Genomic DNA, 19,165 nt, shown 5'->3' on the forward strand with positions numbered 1-19,165 from the left:
TCGAATCTGGCAGTGTGGCACGTATGTGCGGACGGTATGCAGCAAGTCGTGGGCCAGAGGATCTCGCAGGAATCTTTGAGATCGAGAAGTGGGAGCCCGAGGAGACCCTGGCGCCCGACTACAACGTGGCCCCGACCAAGGAGGTCTACGCCGTCCTCGACCGCCCTCTTAAGGACGTGGAGGACCCGCGGCCGGTTCGGCAGCTGCGGAAGCTGAAGTGGGGGCTCGTGCCGAGCTGGTCGAAGACCCCGGAGGGCGGTGCGCGGATGATCAACGCCCGCGCGGAGACCGTCCACGAGAAGCCGTCGTACAAGAAGGCCTTCATGTCGAGGCGCTGCATCATCCCCGCCGACGGCTACTACGAGTGGGTCACCGGCAAGGGTGAGCGGGACCTGGAGGTCGAGGGGAAGAAGAAGCGGCCGCGCAAGCAGCCGTACTTCGTGCTGCCCGCCGACGGGTCCGTCTTCGCGATGGCCGGGCTGTACGAGTTCTGGCGGGACAAGACCCTGCCGGACGACCACCCGCAGTCCTGGTGGGTGACCTGCTCCGTCATCACCACGGAGGCCGAGACGAGCCCGCTCGCCGTGGCCCCCGCCGAGGGCCCGCACGCGCTCGCCGAGATCCACCCGCGGATGCCGCTGATGCTGACGCCCGACCGCTGGGACTCCTGGCTCGACCCCTCCCGCACCGACCTGGACGACCTGCGCGGCCTCCTCGCCCCGCCCCCGCCCGGCCTGATGCGCGCCTATCCGGTCTCCACGGCCGTCAGCAACGTCCGCAACAACGGCCCCGAGCTGCTGAAGGAGCTCGAGGGCCCCGAAGAGGGCACACTTTTCTGATGTGACGAACGAGTCCGACGTGACGACCGAGATCATTGGTACGGATGCCGGGGATGCCCGCATCACCTGGCACCCGGCGAGGAAGGCCGCCCGGCTCGTGCTGGCGGTGAGCCACGGCGCCGGCGGCGGCATCGGGGCGCGGGACCTGCAGGCGCTGGCCGCGGTGCTGCCCGGGCACGGCGTGAGCGTCGCGCTCGTCGAGCAGCCCTGGCGGGTGGCCGGCAAGAAGCTGGCGCCCGCGCCGAAGACGCTGGACATCGGGTGGCGTGGCATCTGGCCCGCGCTGGCCAAGCCCGGGCTGCCGGTGATCTCCGGCGGCCGCAGCGCCGGAGCCCGTGTGGCCTGTCGTACGGCCGTCGAGCTGGGCGCCCGTGCCGTCCTCGCGCTCAGCTTCCCACTGCACCCGCCGGGCAGGCCCGAGAAGTCCCGCGCCGACGAGCTGCTCGGATCGGGGGTGCCCACCCTCGTCGTGCAGGGAGGGAACGACCCCTTCGGGAAGCCGGAGGAGTTCCCCGAGGGAACGTACGAGCTGGTCGAGGTACCCAACGGCGATCACGGGTTCGCCGTGCCGAAGAGGGCCGCGATCACCCAGGAGGACGCCGTGGCGATCATCACGGATTCGGTCGCGAAGTGGGCCGGGTCACTCGGGTAAAGGCCCGGGAATGTTGCGGACCGTACCTCTGTTGAGGCGGACAGAAGTGCTGAACCACCAGCACCGATCGTCGTAGGAGAGGAAGTCCGCCGCATGGGTTCGACCATCTGCCCGAGCCGCAGCAGCCGCACTGACCTGGACTGGACGGTGCTGACTGCGGCCAAGACCACCCCTATTCGAGGGGCGGCGGGGACGGGTAGTCGTCTATCCTCCGATTCTGGTGGGACCGGTTTCGGTGCTGCCCGGAATCTTGAGGAGGTGGGTCCGGTCACTGGGATCGACGCAGGGACCGACAACGGCCAGGCGGAGCTGCCCGAGGGCCAGGGCGTCAGCGCGGAGACGACCGCGGAGCGCACTGCGCGCTTCGAGCGGGACGCGCTCGAATTCCTCGACCAGATGTACTCGGCCGCGCTGCGCATGACGCGCAACCCGGCGGACGCAGAGGACCTGGTGCAGGAGACGTACGCGAAGGCGTACGCGTCCTTCCACCAGTTCCGTGAAGGCACCAACCTCAAGGCGTGGCTCTACCGGATCCTCACCAACACCTTCATCAACTCCTACCGCAAGAAGCAGCGTGAGCCGCAGCGGTCGGCGGCGGAGGAGATCGAGGACTGGCAGCTCGCCCGTGCCGAGTCGCACATGTCGACCGGTCTGCGCTCCGCGGAGTCGCAGGCGCTCGACCACCTGCCCGACTCGGACGTGAAGGAAGCACTCCAGGCGATCCCCGAGGAATTCCGTATCGCCGTGTACCTCGCCGACGTTGAGGGCTTTGCGTACAAGGAGATCGCGGACATCATGGGGACACCCATCGGTACGGTGATGTCCCGGCTGCACCGGGGCCGCCGTCAACTGCGCGGCATGCTCGAGGACTACGCGCGCGAGCGCGGCCTGGTCCCGGCCGGCGCCGGAGAGTCGGACGAAGCGAAAGGCTCGGGCTCATGAGCTGCGGAGAGCCGCACGAGACGGACTGCAGTGAGGTACTCGACCATCTCTACGAGTTCCTCGACAGTGAGATGCCGGACGTCGACCGCGACAAGTTCAAGCAGCACTTCACGGAGTGCTCGCCGTGCCTGGAGAAGTACGGCCTGGAGCAGGCCGTGAAGAAGCTGGTCAAGCGGTGCTGCGGGCATGACGACGTGCCGAGCGACCTGCGCGCCAAGGTCCTGGGGCGGCTCGACCTGATCCGCTCCGGGCAGGCCGTGCCCGAGCACGACATCACCGCGTCGCCCGTGACGCCGCAGGAGTCCTGAACTCCCGCGCGCCGTCCACGAACGGGCTGCCGTCACTCGAACGTGCTAATCCGCGGTTCATAAGCCCGCGGACTCCCCCGCTGCCGCTCTAGGCTCGTCCGCCTGAGCAGACACGGCCGGGGGAGGGGCGTGATGGAGGCGGTTCCGGCGCGGGCACGTGCGTACGTCGCCTGTACCGTCCTCGGCGCCCTGTGGTGCCTGCTTCCGCTGCCCAGGACGTACACCCCCTGGTGGGCGGTCGTGCTGCTCGCCGTGCTCTACGCCGGCTGTGAGCAGGCCGCCGCCCGCTGGCGCTTCGCCGGAACGTTCTACCCCGTGCTGCTCGCCGGGGCCTTTCTGCTGCCGCCGCCCGCCGCCGCGCTCGTCCCGCTGCCGGGCGCGCTGCTCTCCCGGGTCGAGCAACGCCCGTATGCGCTACGGCGGATCTGGCGCGCCGCCCAGCTGTCGCTCGGCGTCTGGGCCGCCGGGCAGATGCACTGGGCGCTGGGCGGCCGGGACGCGGTCGTGGCCTCCGACTTCCCGTACGCGCTGGTGCCCGCCGGGGCCGCGGTCCTCGCCTTCTGTCTGGTGCTCACCGCGCTGGACGGCGGGATCCGCGCGCTGGCCACGGGGGCGCCGCCCGCGCCTTCGGGGCGGCGGGGGAGGGCGCCGGTGCGGCGGGCCTGGCGGGGGCTGTTCCTGCGGACCCTCGCGCCCGTCGCCGTGCACGGGCTCGCCGGGCTGATGATGGCCGTCCTGTGGCGCAGCCCGTACGGTCCCGTCGCCGCGCTGCTGGTGCTGCTGCCGATGTGCGTGTCCTGGTGGGTGTTCGCGCAGTACCACCGGGAGCGCGCCGCCCACCAGGCGACCATCCGCGCACTGGTGCAGGCCGTCGACATCAAGGACGGCTACACACGCGGGCACAGCGAGCGGGTCGGGCAGGCGTCGATGATGATCGCGCGCGAACTCGGCATGGACGACGCGCGGGTCGAGGTGCTGCGGTTCGCCGGGATCCTGCACGACGTGGGCAAACTCGGCGTCCCCACAAGGCTGTTGAGGAAGAACGGGCCGCTGACTCCCGAGGAGCGGCGGGTGATCGAGCTGCATCCCGAGTACGGCCACGAGATGGTGCGCGGAATCGGTTTTCTGGGCGAGGCCCGGGCCGCCGTGCTGCACCATCACGAGCGGCTCGACGGGAGCGGATACCCGTACGGGCTGATCGGGAGTCAAATCCCCGAGTCTGCAAGGGTGGTGGCCGTTGCGGACGCCTTCGACGCGATGACCTCCACGCGCTGCTACCGGCGGGCGCGGCCCGTCCCGGTCGCCCTGGAGGAGCTGGAGCGGTGTGCGGGCGCGCAGTTCGATCCGCGGATGGTCGCCGCGCTGATGCGGGCGCTCGGACGGGAGGGGTGGTGTCCGGCGGTGACGGCCGACGAGGAGCGGGTCGACATGGTTCCGGCCCGGTCCGTCTCGTCCTCCAGCCGGCCGGGAGCCCCTCGATGACCTCCCGCCCGCCGCTGCTGGTCCTCATCCACACCTGTGCCGGCCTCCTTGCCGCCGGCTCCCTCGCCGTCACGCTCTGGACCGGCCTGGAGGAACGCCCCGCCGCCCTCGCCTTCGGGCTGCTCGTCACCGTCGGTGAGCTCGACCGCTGGACCGGCGCCCGGGTCCGGGAGGCCGCGCCGCTCGGGGCCGCCGGGGCGCTGTCGTACGCGCTGCTCGGGGAGGACGCCGGGCAGCCCACCCACCACGGGGTCACCCAGGTCGTCGCCGTCGTGCTCGCCGCCGCGCTGCTCGGCAGCGTGCCGCACATCGCGCGCGGGCAGGGCCCGGTGCTCGACCATCTCGCGCGGCGCGTGCTCACCGTCGCCTTCGCCGCCGTGTGCTTCCAACCCCTGTACAACCGTGGGGTGTTCGAGCAGTGGCGGGGGCCCGCCTACGCACTGCTGCTCCTGGCCCTCCTCGCGCTCACCGCCCTGTGCGACGCCGTTCTCGCCGCCGCGCTCGCGCACTCCCGGACCGGGTGGCCCTTCGGTCCGCTGCTGCGGGACGAGCTGCACGCCCTGCTCGGCATCGGGTCGGCCGTGTGCGCGACGGGCGCGGTGATGGCGCTCGCGGTCGCCGTGGTCGGGCTGTGGGCGCTGCCGGTGTTCTCGCTGCCGCTGCTGCTGACCCAGCTGTCCTTCAAGCGGTACGCCGCCGTACGCACCACCTACCGCCAGACCATCACCTCCCTCGCCCGCGCCACCGAGATCGCCGGGTACACCCCCGCCGGGCACGCCCGCCGCGTGGCGACCCTCAGCCGCGCCGTCGGACGGGACCTCGGGCTCACCCGGCCCGAGCTGACCGTGCTGGAGTACGCCGCCCTCATGCACGACATCGGGCAGCTCAGCCTGGTCGACCCGGTGCCGGCCGGCGCCACCGCCGTACTGCCCGCGGCCGAGCAGCGCCGGATCGCGCTGCTCGGCGGGGCCGTCGTACGGCAGACCGGGGTCGACGGCGCGGTCGCCGTGGTCGTCGAGCGGCAGGCCGACCCCTACCGGGAGCAGCCCCTTGCCGCCCGTATCGTCAGGGCCGTCAACGCCTACGAGGAGAAGGCGCGGGACGCCGGGCCGGGCGGGCCCCTGACGGCCCTGGAGGAGCTGCGCCTTGCCACTGCCGGGGACTACGCTCCGGAGGTCGTGGAGGCACTGGCCCGGGTCCTGGCGAGGGACTGTCTGACCCTCCCTGCGGCTGGGTAACCCATGGGTAATGAGCGCCCTTCCAGCCGCACGTGGTTGGATGCGAATGAGAGGGTGTCCGGGGGCAGCACAGCCAGCCCACTCCAAGGAACTGGCAGGCGGGAATCGTGAGGATCTTCGGCAAGGGACGGCACCGGCCCTCCGCCTCCTGGCGGCAGGCCACAGATCGCGCCTTCACGCTGATCGGCGACGGCCGGTACGAGGACGCGGGCGCACTGCTGACACGTGCCGCCGACCTGGAGCCCTGGCTGTCCGAGTCCTGGTTCAACCTGGCCCTCCTGCACAAGTTCCGGCACGACTGGGAGCAGGCCCGCGCCGCCGGCCTGCGCGCCGTAGCCCTGCTCGACCGCGAGACCGGCGCCCCCGACTGGTGGAACGTCGGCATCGCCGCCACCGCCCTGCAGGACTGGCCGCTGGCCCGGCGCTCCTGGCAGGCCTACGGGCTGCGGGTGCCGGGTGCCGCCGCGGCGAACGGCGAGCCGCTCGGGATGGAGCTCGGCAGCGCGGCCGTACGACTGTCCCCGGAGGGGGAGGCCGAGGTGGTGTGGGGACGGCGGCTGGACCCCGCGCGGATCGAGGTCCTGTCCATTCCGCTGCCGTCCTCCGGGCGGCGGTGGGGTGAGGTCGTACTCCATGACGGGGTCCCGCACGGCGAGCGGACCACTACGGCCGGGCATGCCTATCCCGTCTTCGACGAGATCGAGCTGTGGGCGCCGTCGCCCGTCCCCACCTGGGTTGTTCTTCTGGAGGCGGCCACCGAGGCCGACCGGGACGCGCTGGAGCAGCTCGCCGCCGACGCCGGCTTCGCCGCCGAGGACTGGTCGTCCTCCGTACGGCTGCTCTGCCGTATGTGCTCGGAGTCGCGGATGCCGTCCGACGAGGGCGACGGGGAGCACCTCGACCCCCATGACCACAGCGAACCCGGTCACCCGGGTCCGCTCGGACACCGGACCGACGGGCAACTGTGGGTGCCGGAGCGGGAGTGTGGCGTGGCCGCCCCGGCCTCCCTGGTGAGGGGGCTGCTGGACGGGTGGGTCGCGGACAGCCCTGACTCGCGGGACTGGCGGGATCTGGAAGAGGTCTGCTGAACAGTCCCCGTACCCTGTATCAGCAGCAACCCCAGGTTTTGAGGAAGGCATACGTCGGCATGGCGCAGCAGGACACCGATCAGCAGCACGCGGGCGTGCTCCCCGTGGACGACGAGGGCTTCGTCATCGACACCGAGGAGACCGAGGAGCGCGAGAACGCCTGGCGCGAGGCAGGGACCTCCAGACCGATCACGGTCGTCGGGAACCCGGTGCTGCACAAGGAGTGCAAGGACGTCACCGACTTCGGCGAGGAGCTGCAGCAGCTGGTGGCGGACATGTTCGCCAGCCAGCGCACCGCCGAGGGCGTGGGTCTGGCCGCCAACCAGATCGGCGTCGACCTGAAGGTCTTCGTCTACGACTGCGGCGACGACGAGGGCGTGCGGCACGTGGGCGTCGTCTGCAACCCCAAGCTCGTCGACCTGCCCGCCGAGAAGCGCCGCCTGGACGACAGCAACGAGGGCTGCCTGTCCGTGCCCACCGCGTACGCGCCGCTCGCCCGTCCGGACTACGCCGAGGTGACCGGGCAGGACGAGAAGGGCAACCCGATCAAGGTCCGCGGCACCGGCTACTTCGCACGGTGTTTGCAGCACGAGACCGACCACCTGTACGGCTACCTCTACATCGACCGCCTGTCCAAGCGCGAGCGCAAGGACGCACTGCGGCAGATGGCCGAGAACGAGCCCCGCTACCCCGTCGTCGCCAACGACTGAGACCTCAGGATCATCCCGAGTGATCACAACTCCCATACGTACGGCGTCTGTTCAGGCTTAACTCCCTGACCAGGCGCCGTTCGTCTGTCCGTCGCACGTTCGATCGGATGTGCGCTTGTAGTGATCCATAATCAGTCACACAAGGGGATATTCTCGGCACCTTGGGGTAGTGAGTGGAGCAAATCCGTTCCCAGAACGGTCAGTTGTGGTGCTGAATGGGAAGTGCGGGGATACGCAACGGCGCACGCCCGGCACGGCGGGAGGGGTGTGTGCAACTGGCGGCTGAGAGGGGTTTGTTCGTGCCTGTTTTCCCACACAGCACCACAGCGACCGCGATCGCGGTCCCACCATCACTCTCTCTTCCGGTGATCGAGGCCGCGTTTCCCCGACAACTGCACCCGTATTGGCCCCGATTGCAGGAGAAGACGCGCACCTGGCTGCTCGAGAAACGGCTCATGCCGGCGGACAAGGTGGAGGAATATGCCGACGGACTTTGCTACACCGACCTCATGGCCGGGTACTACCTGGGCGCCCCTGACGAGGTCCTCCAGGCGATAGCGGACTACAGCGCATGGTTCTTCGTCTGGGACGACCGCCACGACCGTGACATCGTCCACCGGCGGCCGACCGCCTGGCGGCGGCTGAGGTTCCGCCTGCACGCGGCCCTCGACTCCCCCCGGGACCACCTGCACCACGGCGATCCCCTGGTCGCGGCGTTCGCGGACACCATGGTGCGCCTGTACTCGTTCCTGCCGCGGACGTGGAACACCCGCTTCGCCCGGCACTTCCACGCGGTGATCGACGCGTACGACCGGGAGTTCCGCAACCGCACCGAGGGGATCATCCCGACGGTCGAGGAATACCTCCGACTCCGCCGGCTCACCTTTGCGCACTGGATCTGGACCGATCTGCTGGAGCCGAGCGCCGGATGTGAACTCCCGGACACCGTACGGAAACACCCGGCATATCGGCGGGCGGCGCTGCTGAGCCAGGAATTCGCCGCCTGGTACAACGACCTCTGCTCGCTCCCGAAGGAAATAGCGGGCGACGAGGTCCACAATCTCGGAATCAGTCTCATCAAACACGAGGGGCTGACTCTGGAAGAGGCGGTCGCCGAAGTCAGGCGACGCGTCGAGAAATGCATCTCCGAATTCCTCGTCGCCGAACAAAGTGCATTACGGCTCGCCGACGAACTCGCCGACGGCACCGTGCGGGGAAAAGAACTGAGTGCCGCCGCAAGGGCCTGTGTCTGCAATATGCGGAACTGGTTCAGCACCGTCTACTGGTTCCACCACGAGTCCGGCCGTTACATGGTCGACAGCTGGGACGACCGGTCCACGCCCCCGTACGTCAACAACGAAGCGGCAGGTGAGAAATGACCGTCGAGTCCGTGCGGCCCGAACCGCAGATATATGCGGAATCGGAGCTGCGTGAGCCGCCCCTCGCCGGCGGCGCCGTACCGGTCCTCGGCCACGGCCTGAAGCTGGTGAGCGATCCGCTGGCCTTCATGTCCCGGCTGCGCGAGTACGGCGACGTCGTACGCCTCAAGCTCGGCCCCAAGACGGTGTACGCGCCCACCACCCCGGCGCTCACCGGAGCCCTCGCGCTGAACCCCGACTTCATCATCGCCGGCCCGCTGTGGGAGTCCCTGGAGGGACTGCTCGGCAAGGAGGGCGTCGCCACCGCCAACGGCCCCCGCCACCGGCGCCAACGCCGCACCATCCAGCCCGCGTTCAAGCTCGACGCGATCCCCGCCTACGGCCCGGTCATGGAGGAGGAGGCGCACGCGCTCACCGAGCGCTGGCAGCCCGGCGAGACGATCGACTGCACCTCCGAGTCGTTCCGTGTGGCCGTCCGTATCGCCGCCCGCTGTCTGCTGCGCGGCGACTACATGGACGAGCGCGCCGAGCGGCTGTGCGTGGCCCTCGCCACCGTCTTCCGCGGCATGTACCGGCGGATGGTCGTCCCCCTCGGCCCCCTGTACAACCTGCCGCTGCCGCCCAACCGCAAATTCAACCGGGCCCTGGCCGATCTGCATCTGTTGGTCGACGAGATCGTCGCCGAGCGCCGGGCGTCTGGTCAAAAGCCGGACGATTTGCTGACGGCATTGCTGGAGGCGAAGGACGAGAATGGCGACCCGATCGGGGAACAGGAGATCCACGATCAGGTCGTCGCGATAGTCACCCCGGGCAGCGAAACCGTGGCGTCCACGATCATGTGGCTGCTGCAGGTCCTCGCGGAACACCCGGAACACGCGGACCGGGTGCGCGACGAAGTCGAATCGGTCACCGGCGGTGTCCGTCCGGTTGCATTCGAGGACGTCCGCAAGCTCAGGCACACCAACAATGTCGTCGTCGAGGCCATGCGTTTGCGCCCCGCCGTGTGGATATTGACGCGGCGGGCGGTGACCGACACGGAACTCGGTGGCTATCGCATTCCGGCCGGGGCCGACATCGTGTACAGCCCGTACGCGATCCAGCGCGATCCGGAGTCGTACAAGGACAACCTGGAGTTCGACCCGGACCGCTGGCTTCCGGACCGGGTCAAGGACGTGCCGAAACACGCCATGGCGCCGTTCAGCGTGGGCAATCGCAAATGCCCCAGCGACCACTTCTCGATGGCGCAGCTGAGCCTCATCACGGCGGCGCTGTCGGCCAAGTACCGCTTCGAGCAGGTGGCCGGGTCCAACGACAGGACCCGGGTCGGAATCACGCTGCGGCCGCACAGGCTGCTGCTGAAGCCGGTGCTCCGGTGACGGTCAGGCGGCCGCTTCCGGTCCCCTGAACGTGTGGCGGTAGGCGTTCGGGGTGGTCCCGATCGCCTGGACGAACTGGTGACGCAGCGCGGCCGCGTTGCCGAACCCCGTTCGGCCGGCGATCGCGTCCACCGTCTCGTCCGTCGCCTCCAGCAACCGCTGGGCCAGCAGCACGCGTTGGCGCAGGATCCAGCGGTAGGGAGTCGTCCCCGTCTCCTGCTGGAAGCGGCGGGCGAAGGTGCGCGGCGACATGTGGGCGCGGTCGGCGAGCTGCTCGACCGTGACCTCCTCGTCGAGGTGCCGCTCCATCCACACCAGCACCTCGGCGACCGTGTCGCCGTGCGAGCGGGGCAGCGGGCGCTCGATGTACTGGGCCTGCCCGCCGTCCCGGTGCGGGGGTACCACCATGCGCCGGGCGATCTTGTTGGCGACCTCCGGGCCGTGCTCCTTGCGCACGATGTGCAGACAGGCGTCGATACCGGCGGCGGTGCCCGCGGAGGTGATCACCGGGCCCTCGTCGATGTACAGGACGTCGGGCTCGACGCTCAGCCGCGGGTAGGCCCGCGCCAGATCGTCCGCGTGGTACCAGTGCACGGCGCAGCGCCGGCCGTCGAGCAGTCCGGCCGCGGCGAGCACGAAGACGCCGGAGCACACGCTGAGCACCCGCGCCCCGCGCTCGATCCCGCGCCGCAGCGCCTCCAGCAGCTCGGGCGGGAACTCCCGCGACTCGAAGCGGGCCCCCGCCGGCACGGCGATGAGGTCGGCCTCCTCCAGCCGCTCCAGGCCGTGCTCGACCTGCATGGAGAAGCCTGCGCGCGTGCCCAGCACCGGCCCCTCGGCCGAGGCGACCGCGAAGTCGTACACGGGCAGTCCGTCGTCACTGCGGTCGGTGCCGAACACCTCGCAGACGACGGCCAGTTCGAAGGGGTTCACGCCGTCCAGCACGACGGCGGCGACGTTCTTCAGCATGCCTCCAGTGTGCACCACGATTGGCAGTATTTCGAGGGTCTACGGCAGTCCTGCCACTGTTTGTAAGGAGCTATCGGCGCGACAGTGGTGTCTATGGATACGGCACACATCGAAGGACTGATCGGAATGCTGACCGTTCTCGGAATCCTCGTCCTGCTGGTCCTGCCGTCCGTGCTCGGTATCGTGCACGACCGTCGCATCGACCGGCAGATCCGTGAGGCCGAGCAGGCCCACCGGGAGGCCGAGGGCCACCGCCCTCCGGCGCAGAGCCCGGTGCGGCGGCGCTACTTCACCTCCACGGTGACCCACCACTCCTGAATCCCCAGGCACGAGACCCGGCCGGTCTGGGCGGCGCACAACGGCCGCGTGGACTCCAGCCGGGTCTTTCCTGTCGCCACGGCCTTGAACGCGGCGCTCGCGTCGCCGGGCTGCAGAACGAACCCGCTGTTGGCGGCCTCCAGGCCGGAGCCCTTCGCGGAGACCGGCTTCCAGGGCCGCTTGGCGGTCCCGTCCAGAGTGATACGGACCGTCTCGCCCACCGCCAGGCACACGGTGTGGCCGCTGTCGGCGGCGTCGAGCGTCGACGCCTCCGCGCAGCCCCCGGGACTCGACGTCGGGCTCGTCGACGGGCTCGGTGCGGAGGTGGGGGAGGACGACACACTGCCGGCGTCGCCGCCCTTGCCGCTGTCGGTCTGGCTGCCGCAGCCGGCCAGGGCGAGGGTCAGTGCCGCGAGGGCGAGGGTCGTGTGGGGGATCGTTCGGCGCATGGGGGCCTCCTCGCTCCTTGGACGTATCACCCGTGCTCCCGGATCCACGCCGGCGATCTACGCCGGAGATCTGCGCAGGACATCCACACCGGAGCCCCGGTCGCGAAGGCGGCGACCGGGGCCCGGGGTCGAACGGTGTCAGGCGGTGATCAGCTCGTCGTCAGGGCGGTGTCGTCGAGGACGAAGCTGGTCTGGAGCGAGGAGTCCTCGACACCGCTGAACTTCAGGGTGACGGTGGAGCCGGCGTACGAGGACAGGTCGAAGGACTTCTGGGCGTAGCCGGAAGCCGCGTTGAGGTTGGAGTAGGTGGCCAGGGTGGTCGAACCGGCGGTGACCGTCAGCTTGTCGTAGGCGGTGCTGCTGGAGGTCTCCGCGGTGTCGACGTGCAGATAGAAGGTGAAGGTGGCCTTGCAGCCGCTCGGCACGGTCACCGACTGGGACAGCGTGTCGGTGTGGGTGGAGCCGTACCCGTCCAGCCAGGCGTAGTAGGAGCCGGCGTGCGCCGACTCACTGCTGGAGTTGGTGATGACGCCGCTGGAGGCGCTCCAGGTGGTGTTGCCCGACTCGAAGCCGGGGTTGCCGAGCAGCTGGGACGAGGTGCAGGTGCTGCTGCCGGAGCCGACCGTCCAGGTGAAGGAGGCCGAGCCGGAGGCGCCGGTGGAGTCGCTGGCGGTGACGGTGACCTGGTAGGTGCCCGCGGTGGACGCCGTACCCGTGATCTTGCCGGTGGAGCTGCTGATCGACAGCCCGGTCGGCAGGCCGCTCGCGCTGTAGGTCAGGGTCGCCCCCGCGCTGTCGGTGGCGCTGATCTGGAGGCTGACCGAGCTGCCGGTCGTCGTCGACTGGCTGCCCGGGTTGGTGACGGTCACCGTGTTGCCGGTGCTGGTGCCCGAGGTGAAGGCGGTGGTGCCGTTGGGGGTGCCCCAGCCGGTCGGGCCGTCGTAGCCGGTGGTCGCGGTGCAGAAGTACGAGGTCGAGCAGGAGCCGTTGCTGCCGCTGGTCACGTCGTACAGGTTGCTGGTGTGGCTGTAGGGGTACTTCGCCGGGTAGTCGCTGGACCCCGGGGTGCCGGCCAGCGCGTACACGCCGGCGATGATCGGCGCCGAGGCGCTCGTACCGCCGTAGACCGCCCAGCCGGAGCCGCCGTAGGTGTCGTACACGGCCACGCCGGTGGCCGGGTCGGCGACCGCGGAGACGTCGGACTCCATGCGCTTGCTGCAGCCGGTGTCGGTCTGCCAGCTCGGCTTGGAGTCGTACGCCGAGCAGCCGGAGCCGGTGCCCTCGGTGGAGCTGGTCTTCCACACGGACTCGGTCCAGCCGCGGGAGTTGGAGGACGTGGACAGGGCCGTGCCGCCGACTGCCGTCACGTACTGGGAGGTTGCGGGGTACTCGGCGCCGTAGCCGGAGTCACCGGCGGAGACGGTGATCGCGACACCGGGGTGCTTGAAGTAGGAGGTGTCCTCGCTGGTCTGGGAGGAGGACTCGTCGCCGCCCCAGCTGTTGGAGACGAACTTCGCGCCGAGGGCGACGGCCTCGTTCTCGGCGGTGCCGAGGTCGGAGTCGGTGGCGGAGTTGGCCTCGACGAGGATGATGTTGCAGTTCGGGCAGACGGCGCTGACCATGTCGATGTCGAGCGCCTCTTCGCCGGCCCAACCGGTGTCGTTGGTGGGCAGCGAGATGGTGGAACCGGTCTGACTGACCTGCTTGAAGCAGCCGTTGGCCTTGGTGCAGGCGGAGAGGCCGTACTGCGAGCGGTAAGTCGCGAGGTCCGACTCGGCGTTGGGGTCGTTGTACGCGTCAACGACGGCAACTGTCAGCCCTGATCCACCCGTTGAGGGCAGGTTGTAGGCGCTGTGCAGGTTGGCCGGGCTGAGGCCGGAGGGCGCGGCGGCGGCGACCGCGGAGGCCAGCCGCTGCTTGATGTCGGTCCTGCGCTGGGCGAAGCAGGACGCGCTACCGGGGGCCGCGGTGGCGCACAGGTGCGTGGTCGGCACCTTCTGGCCGGCCTTGCCGGTCGAGTGGAACGTCTGGCGGTCGGGGGAGGTGAGGGCCTTGGCGTTCTGGGTGACGCGGGTGGTGTGGGTCGCCGCGGGCGCCGCGTGCGCGGGTGCGGCGACGAGTCCGGCGAGACCGAGGGCGAGGGCGGGTATGGCGGCGGTCAGGAGTCTTCGCAGACTCCGTCGGGGCTTATCACGCATGGGGGTACTGCCTCCGTCGTTGGAGTGGGGTTCTCGACGCTGGTGGCAGGCCTGTGACGCGCGTAGCGGCGGCGGTGCGCGATGCCGTCATGGGCATGACACTTTGATCGTCCTGTGCCGGTGTTGTATGTGCATGACAGGACGGCCAGAAAGTAGCGGGCGGCGAGGAGCCCGGAACAGATGGGCCGGAAGAACTTTGCCGCTCCGTGGGAGGTCCATGGCCGACCGATGGAGGCCCTATGGACCCTCCATGGACGAGCCCCGCCCGGGCCACTCCAGCACCCTCAACTCCGGCCACTGCTCCCGCCAGCGCGCGGACTTGGCTTCGTATACGGAACGCGGGGCGAGCACGGGGTTCGGCCGCACGACGAGATTGAAGACGTCGGAGAGGCCGTGCGGCGCATAGACCCGCCACCGGCCGCCGGTCTCCAGCCGCACGCCCAGGCAGCAGGTCGTGGCGGCGAAGCTGTCGATCGCCGCCTCGCTCGACTCGTACGGCGGGCACGGCACCCCGAACTTGTCCTCGTACCAGAGGTGCACGCGCGCCTCGTTGCGGATCTCGACCTCGGCCGGGAGATCGGCGAAGATCTCCCGGCCGGCCTTGATCACGGCGTCCTCGGCCTCCCAGGACAGATCGTCGGCGTCGAAGTAGAAGACGTCGTAGTCCTTGATGCCGGCGGTGGGCGGCCGGTCGGTGACGACGTTCCAGACGGTCTGGAAGAGGCACCCGGCGGTGAGATACCAGCCGGGCAGCTCCATCGTCGCGGTCCGCCCCAGGACCTCGGTCAGCACGCTGTTGCGGGCCAACACCGCGCGGAGGGAGTCAAGTTGGTCGTCGAGAGGGAGGCGGCTGATCATCCTCCTGGCTTATCACAGCCGGGACCGTCAGAAGTCCTCGTCGAAGTCGACCGTGCCCTCCACCGCCACCTGGTACGCCGACGGGCGGCGCTCGAAGAAGTTGGTCAGTTCCTGGACGCCCTGCAGCTCCATGAAGGAGAAGGGGTTTTCGGAGCCGTACACCGGAGCGAAGCCGAGGCGGGTGAGGCGCTGGTCGGCGACGCACTCGAGGTACTGGCGCATCGAGTCGGTGTTCATGCCGGGCAGTCCGTCACCGCACAGGTCGCGGGCGAACTGCAGCTCGGCCTCGACGGCTTCGTGCAGCATGTCCGTCACCTGCTGCTGGAGCTGGTCGTCGAAGAGCTCCGGCTCCTCCTTGCGGACGGTGTCGACCACGTCGAAGGCGAAGGACATGTGCATCGTCTCGTCCCGGAACACCCAGTTGGTGCCGGTGGCCAGGCCGTGCAGCAGACCCCGGCTGCGGAACCAGTAGACGTATGCGAAGGCGCCGTAGAAGAACAGGCCCTCGATGCATGCCGCGAAGCAGATCAGGTTCAGCAGGAAGCGGCGGCGGTCGGCCTTGGACTCCAGGCGGTCGAGCTTCTCCACCGAGTCCATCCACTTGAAGCAGAACCCGGCCTTCTCGCGGATGGAGGGGATGTTCTCCACCGCCGCGAAGGCCGCCGCGCGGTCCTCCGGGTCGGGGAGGTAGGTGTCCAGGAGCGTCAGGTAGAACTGGACGTGGACTGCCTCCTCGAACAGCTGGCGGCTCAAGTACAGCCGTGCCTCGGGGGAGTTGATGTGCTTGTACAGCGTCAGGACCAGGTTGTTCGCGACGATCGAGTCGCCCGTCGCGAAGAAGGCCACCAGGCGGCCGATCAGGTGCTGCTCGGCGGGCGTCAGCTTCGCGAGGTCGGCCACGTCCGAGTGGAGGTCGACCTCCTCCACGGTCCAGGTGTTCTTGATGGCGTCCCGGTAGCGCTCGTAGAAGTCCGGGTAGCGCATGGGGCGGAGGGTCAGCTCGAAGCCCGGGTCGAGAAGGTTCTTTTCGGTGGAGCTCATTACTGGCAGGCCTCGCAGGACTCGGGGTTTTCAAGGGAGCAGGCGACCGCGTCGGGGTCGGCGGCCTGCTGCACGGGGAGGGTGGCTCGGGCCGCGCGTGCGATGCGCGTCGCCGGGCGGGAACGCAGGTAGTACGTCGTCTTCAGACCCTGCTTCCAGGCGTACGCGTACATCGAGGAGAGCTTGCCGATGGTCGGCGTCTCCAGGAACAGGTTGAGGGACTGGGACTGGTCCAGGTACGGAGTGCGGGCCGCCGCCATGTCGATCAGACCGCGCTGCGGGATCTCCCACGCCGTGCGGTACAGCGCCCGTACGTCGGCCGGGATCCAGGTGAAGTCCTGCACCGAGCCGTTGGCTTCGCGCAGCGCCTCGCGGGTGCGGGCGTCCCAGACGCCGAGGTCCTTCAGTTCCTTCACCAAGTACGAGTTGACCTGCAGGAATTCACCGGACAGCGTCTCGCGCTTGAAGAGGTTGGACACCTGCGGCTCGATGCACTCGTACACGCCCGCGATCGACGCGATGGTGGCGGTGGGGGCGATCGCGAGGAGGAGCGAGTTGCGCATGCCGACCGCGGCGACACGTTCCCGCAGTGCCGCCCAGCGCTCCGGCCAGGTCGGCTCCACACCGTAGTGGTCGGGGTGCAGGACGCCCCGTGCCGTACGCGTCTTCTCCCAGGCCGGCAGCGGGCCGTTGCGCTCGGCGAGGTCGGCGGAGGCCTCGTACGCGGCGAGCATGATGCGCTCGGCGATACGGGTGGACAGCGCCTTGGCCTCCGGGGAGTCGAAGGGCAGGCGGAGTTTGAAGAAGACGTCCTGCAGGCCCATCGCGCCCAGGCCGACCGGGCGCCAGCGTGCGTTCGACCGGCCCGCCTGCTCGGTCGGGTAGAAGTTGATGTCGACCACGCGGTCCAAGAAGGTGACGGCCGTGCGGACCGTCTCGTCCAGCCGCTCCCAGTCGATGTCCTGACCGGCCACGAACGCCCCCAGGTTCACCGAGCCCAGGTTGCAGACCGCCGTCTCGCCGTCGTCCGTGACCTCCAGGATCTCCGTGCAGAGGTTGGAGGAGTGGACGACATGACCCGGCTCGGCCGTCTGGTTGGCGGTGCGGTTGGCCGCGTCCTTGAAGGTCAGCCAGCCGTTGCCGGTCTGCGCGAGGGTGCGCATCATGCGGCCGTAGAGGTCGCGGGCGGGGATGGTCTTGCGCGCGAGACCCCCGGCCTCGGCCTTCCGGTAGGCCGCGTCGAACTCCTCGCCCCACAGGTCCACCAACTCCGGTACGTCGGCGGGGGAGAAGAGGGACCACAGCTCGTCGGCGTTCACCCGGCGCATGAACTCGTCCGGGATCCAGTGCGCGAGGTTCAGGTTGTGCGTACGGCGGGCGTCCTCACCCGTGTTGTCACGCAGCTCCAGGAACTCCTCGATGTCGGAGTGCCAGGTCTCCAGGTAGACCGCGGCGGCACCCTTGCGCCGGCCGCCCTGGTTCACGGCGGCCACCGAGGCGTCGAGGGTCTTCAGGAACGGGACGATGCCGTTGGAGTGCCCGTTGGTGCCGCGGATCAGCGAACCGCGGCTGCGGATACGGGAGTAGGCGATGCCGATGCCGCCGGCGTGCTTCGAGAGACGGGCGACCTGGTGGTAGCGGTCGTAGATGGAGTCCAGCTCGTCCAGCGGGGAGTCGAGGAGGTAGCAGGACGACATCTGGGGGTGCCGGGTGCCCGAGTTGAAGAGGGTGGGGGAGGAGGGGAGGTAGTCGAGGCGGCTCATCAGGCCGTAGAGCGCGGCGACTTCGTCCACCGACCGGCTGGTGTCGTCCTCGGCGAGGCCGCTCGCGACCCGGAGCATGAAGTGCTGGGGCGTCTCGATGACCTTGCGGGTGATCGGGTGCCGCAGGAGGTAACGGCTGTGGAGGGTGCGCAGGCCGAAGTAGCCGAAGCGGTCGTCGGCCTGGGGGTCGACGAGGGCGTCGAGGCGGTCGGCGTGCACGCGGACGAACTCCGCCGTGCGGTCGGCGATGAGGCCCTCGCGGTGGCCGACGGCGACGGACTCCGTGAACGACGTGACGCCCTGGGAGGCGGCCTCGGCGGCGATGCCGATGGTGAGGAGCCGGGCGGCCAGCCTGCTGTACGCGGGGTCCTCGGAGATGAGGCCGGCGGCCGCTTCCGTGGCCAGTTCGCGCAACTCCGCCTCGTCCGCGCGTGCGGACCGACCGCGCAGTGCGGCCGCGGCGACCCGGCCGGGGTCGGCGTCGGGGAGGTCGGCGGTCAGCTCGGTCAGGGTCCGCAACAGGGCGGTTCCTGGACCGTCTTCGGCCACAGGGGCGGTCGTGGTCGCTGAAGCCGGTTCGGCTGGCGCGATGGTCACGTGGGGCTCTCCCTCGCTCGGCAGTGGGCCTGAGGGAGGGCAGGGGGCAGCACACGAGCGCGCACGGCGTCGCGTCCACCGGCCCACTCCACGAGGCCCGGACGTCGGAGCACCCGGGCCACGGTGGCCGGGCGCACTGTCGGCAGGTCCTCGGACTGACGCTCGTACGTGTGCGAACACGCATGAGTACACCGTTGCGGGACAGTTCCGGATTCGCACCGGATTCCCCTGCGGCGACAGCGAGCATGAGCATACATCTTGTGCCGGGTGGGGGGAGCACCCCCATATGTTGTGTCGCGGCTGACTTCGGAGCGTGTCAGAGCGTCAACTCATAGGTGATCAGCGTGAAGTCGACGCCCGCGATCGGCTTCCAGTCGCGCCCGGGGGCGCGGACGAAACCGGCGCGTTCGTAGATGCGGTGGGCGGTGTGCATGATCGGCTGGGTGGACAGCACGATTCCGGTGCAGCCCTCGGTGGCCCTGGCCCGGTCGACGCAGGCGCGGACGAGGGCCTCTCCGGCGCCCCTGCCCCGGGCTGCCCGGTCGACGGCGAGCATTCGTATCTCGGCCTCTCCGGGGCGCGCGAGGTCCGCCATGGGGCCGCCGGACGGGACGTAGGTGACGCCGCCGAGGAGTTGGCCGCCCTGTGTGGCCACCAGTACGTCGGCTTCGGCCGCCCGCTCGGCGACGTCCTTCAGCTTGTCGAGGTACCAGTCGCTCTCGCCGAAGGTGAGGAGGCCGTCCTGGAGGTAGGCCTGGGCGGTGATCTCGCCGAGGGCCTCGTACTCGCCGGGTGCCACCGGCCGGATCACGATGTCCATGGGCTCGAGTGTGCCGGACGGGTACGACGGCGGGCTCGGGGTTTTCCGCCGAGGGCCGCCGGGTTGCAGGCCGTCCGGGGAGTGCTTCCATGGAGGTAGGCGTCGGCGCCCGCGGATCCCTCCGTTTCGAGAGCCCTT

At 69.8% G+C, this 19,165-nt stretch carries 18 protein-coding genes and 1 riboswitch; of the genes, 11 read left to right on the top strand and 7 right to left on the bottom strand.

All coding sequences use genetic code 11. The annotated features are described in order from the left end of the window. Positions 1–23: 23 nt before the first annotated feature. The 10 genes from ACFY1L_RS39295 (at position 24) to ACFY1L_RS39340 (ending at position 10,014) form a co-directional block, all read left to right on the top strand. Complete coding sequence (locus ACFY1L_RS39295) at positions 24–839, top strand: SOS response-associated peptidase (protein WP_388835743.1); 816 nt, start codon at positions 24–26, stop codon at positions 837–839. A gap of 19 nt (positions 840–858) precedes the next feature. Next, positions 859–1,491, top strand: coding sequence for an alpha/beta family hydrolase (locus ACFY1L_RS39300; protein ID WP_388836306.1), 633 nt, complete (start codon positions 859–861; stop codon positions 1,489–1,491). Positions 1,492–1,749: 258 nt separating this feature from the next. Continuing rightward, a complete protein-coding gene (gene sigR / locus ACFY1L_RS39305) occupies positions 1,750–2,433 on the top strand; it encodes an RNA polymerase sigma factor SigR (protein ID WP_388835746.1) in 684 nt (227 codons plus the stop codon). Beyond that, on the top strand, positions 2,430–2,741 hold the full coding sequence (gene rsrA / locus ACFY1L_RS39310; protein ID WP_361264437.1) for a mycothiol system anti-sigma-R factor: 312 nt from the start codon (positions 2,430–2,432) through the stop codon (positions 2,739–2,741). The genes sigR and rsrA overlap by 4 nt, the downstream gene beginning before the upstream one ends. Before the next feature lie 132 nt (positions 2,742–2,873). Further along, positions 2,874–4,223: an HD-GYP domain-containing protein gene (locus ACFY1L_RS39315; protein ID WP_388835750.1), complete on the top strand. Its 1,350-nt coding sequence runs from the start codon at positions 2,874–2,876 to the stop codon at positions 4,221–4,223. Continuing rightward, on the top strand, positions 4,220–5,461 hold the full coding sequence (locus ACFY1L_RS39320; RefSeq protein ID WP_388835753.1) for an HD-GYP domain-containing protein: 1,242 nt from the start codon (positions 4,220–4,222) through the stop codon (positions 5,459–5,461). The genes ACFY1L_RS39315 and ACFY1L_RS39320 overlap by 4 nt, the downstream gene beginning before the upstream one ends. A 107-nt stretch (positions 5,462–5,568) precedes the next feature. After that, complete coding sequence (locus ACFY1L_RS39325; RefSeq protein WP_388835756.1) at positions 5,569–6,549, top strand: tetratricopeptide repeat protein; 981 nt, start codon at positions 5,569–5,571, stop codon at positions 6,547–6,549. Between the two features lie 59 nt (positions 6,550–6,608). Continuing rightward, complete coding sequence (gene def, locus ACFY1L_RS39330) at positions 6,609–7,259, top strand: peptide deformylase (RefSeq protein WP_361264449.1); 651 nt, start codon at positions 6,609–6,611, stop codon at positions 7,257–7,259. Positions 7,260–7,558: 299 nt separating this feature from the next. Next, complete coding sequence (cyc1, locus tag ACFY1L_RS39335) at positions 7,559–8,638, top strand: epi-isozizaene synthase (protein WP_388835759.1); 1,080 nt, start codon at positions 7,559–7,561, stop codon at positions 8,636–8,638. After that, positions 8,635–10,014, top strand: coding sequence for a cytochrome P450 (locus tag ACFY1L_RS39340; RefSeq protein ID WP_388835762.1), 1,380 nt, complete (start codon positions 8,635–8,637; stop codon positions 10,012–10,014). The genes cyc1 and ACFY1L_RS39340 overlap by 4 nt, the downstream gene beginning before the upstream one ends. 3 nt (positions 10,015–10,017) lie before the next feature. Here the strand turns inward: ACFY1L_RS39340 and ACFY1L_RS39345 are convergent, their stop codons facing one another. After that, positions 10,018–10,983, bottom strand: coding sequence for a GlxA family transcriptional regulator (locus ACFY1L_RS39345; protein ID WP_388835765.1), 966 nt, complete (start codon positions 10,981–10,983; stop codon positions 10,018–10,020). A 93-nt stretch (positions 10,984–11,076) separates the two neighbouring features. On the opposite strand from ACFY1L_RS39345, the gene ACFY1L_RS39350 reads away from it, so the two are divergent. Next, positions 11,077–11,301, top strand: a complete 225-nt coding sequence (locus ACFY1L_RS39350; protein WP_388835768.1) for a hypothetical protein — start codon at positions 11,077–11,079, stop codon at positions 11,299–11,301. Here ACFY1L_RS39350 and ACFY1L_RS39355 read toward each other — a convergent pair. From ACFY1L_RS39355 to ACFY1L_RS39380, 6 genes are all read right to left on the bottom strand, one after another. Further along, complete coding sequence (locus ACFY1L_RS39355) at positions 11,268–11,750, bottom strand: hypothetical protein (RefSeq protein ID WP_388835771.1); 483 nt, start codon at positions 11,748–11,750, stop codon at positions 11,268–11,270. The two genes, ACFY1L_RS39350 and ACFY1L_RS39355, sit on opposite strands and share 34 nt — an antisense overlap. A 149-nt stretch (positions 11,751–11,899) precedes the next feature. Then, positions 11,900–13,948: a putative Ig domain-containing protein gene (locus tag ACFY1L_RS39360; RefSeq protein WP_388835774.1), complete on the bottom strand. Its 2,049-nt coding sequence runs from the start codon at positions 13,946–13,948 to the stop codon at positions 11,900–11,902. Positions 13,949–14,185: 237 nt separating this feature from the next. Continuing rightward, entirely contained in the window at positions 14,186–14,806 is a 621-nt protein-coding gene (locus ACFY1L_RS39365) for a nucleotidyltransferase family protein (protein WP_388835777.1), read from the bottom strand. A 27-nt stretch (positions 14,807–14,833) separates the two neighbouring features. After that, entirely contained in the window at positions 14,834–15,847 is a 1,014-nt protein-coding gene (locus tag ACFY1L_RS39370; protein WP_388835780.1) for a ribonucleotide-diphosphate reductase subunit beta, read from the bottom strand. Continuing rightward, complete coding sequence (locus ACFY1L_RS39375; RefSeq protein WP_388835783.1) at positions 15,847–18,207, bottom strand: ribonucleoside-diphosphate reductase subunit alpha; 2,361 nt, start codon at positions 18,205–18,207, stop codon at positions 15,847–15,849. Before ACFY1L_RS39375 ends, ACFY1L_RS39370 begins: the two co-directional genes overlap by 1 nt. Positions 18,208–18,330: 123 nt before the next feature. Further along, positions 18,331–18,467, bottom strand: a riboswitch (cobalamin riboswitch). A gap of 56 nt (positions 18,468–18,523) precedes the next feature. Further along, the gene (locus ACFY1L_RS39380) at positions 18,524–19,027 is read right to left on the bottom strand and encodes a GNAT family N-acetyltransferase (protein WP_388835786.1); all 504 of its coding nucleotides are present in this window, start codon (positions 19,025–19,027) and stop codon (positions 18,524–18,526) included. Between the last annotated feature and the right edge of the window lie 138 nt (positions 19,028–19,165).

The organism is Streptomyces sp. NPDC001663, assembly GCF_042893105.1.
Lineage (GTDB): Bacteria > Actinomycetota > Actinomycetes > Streptomycetales > Streptomycetaceae > Streptomyces.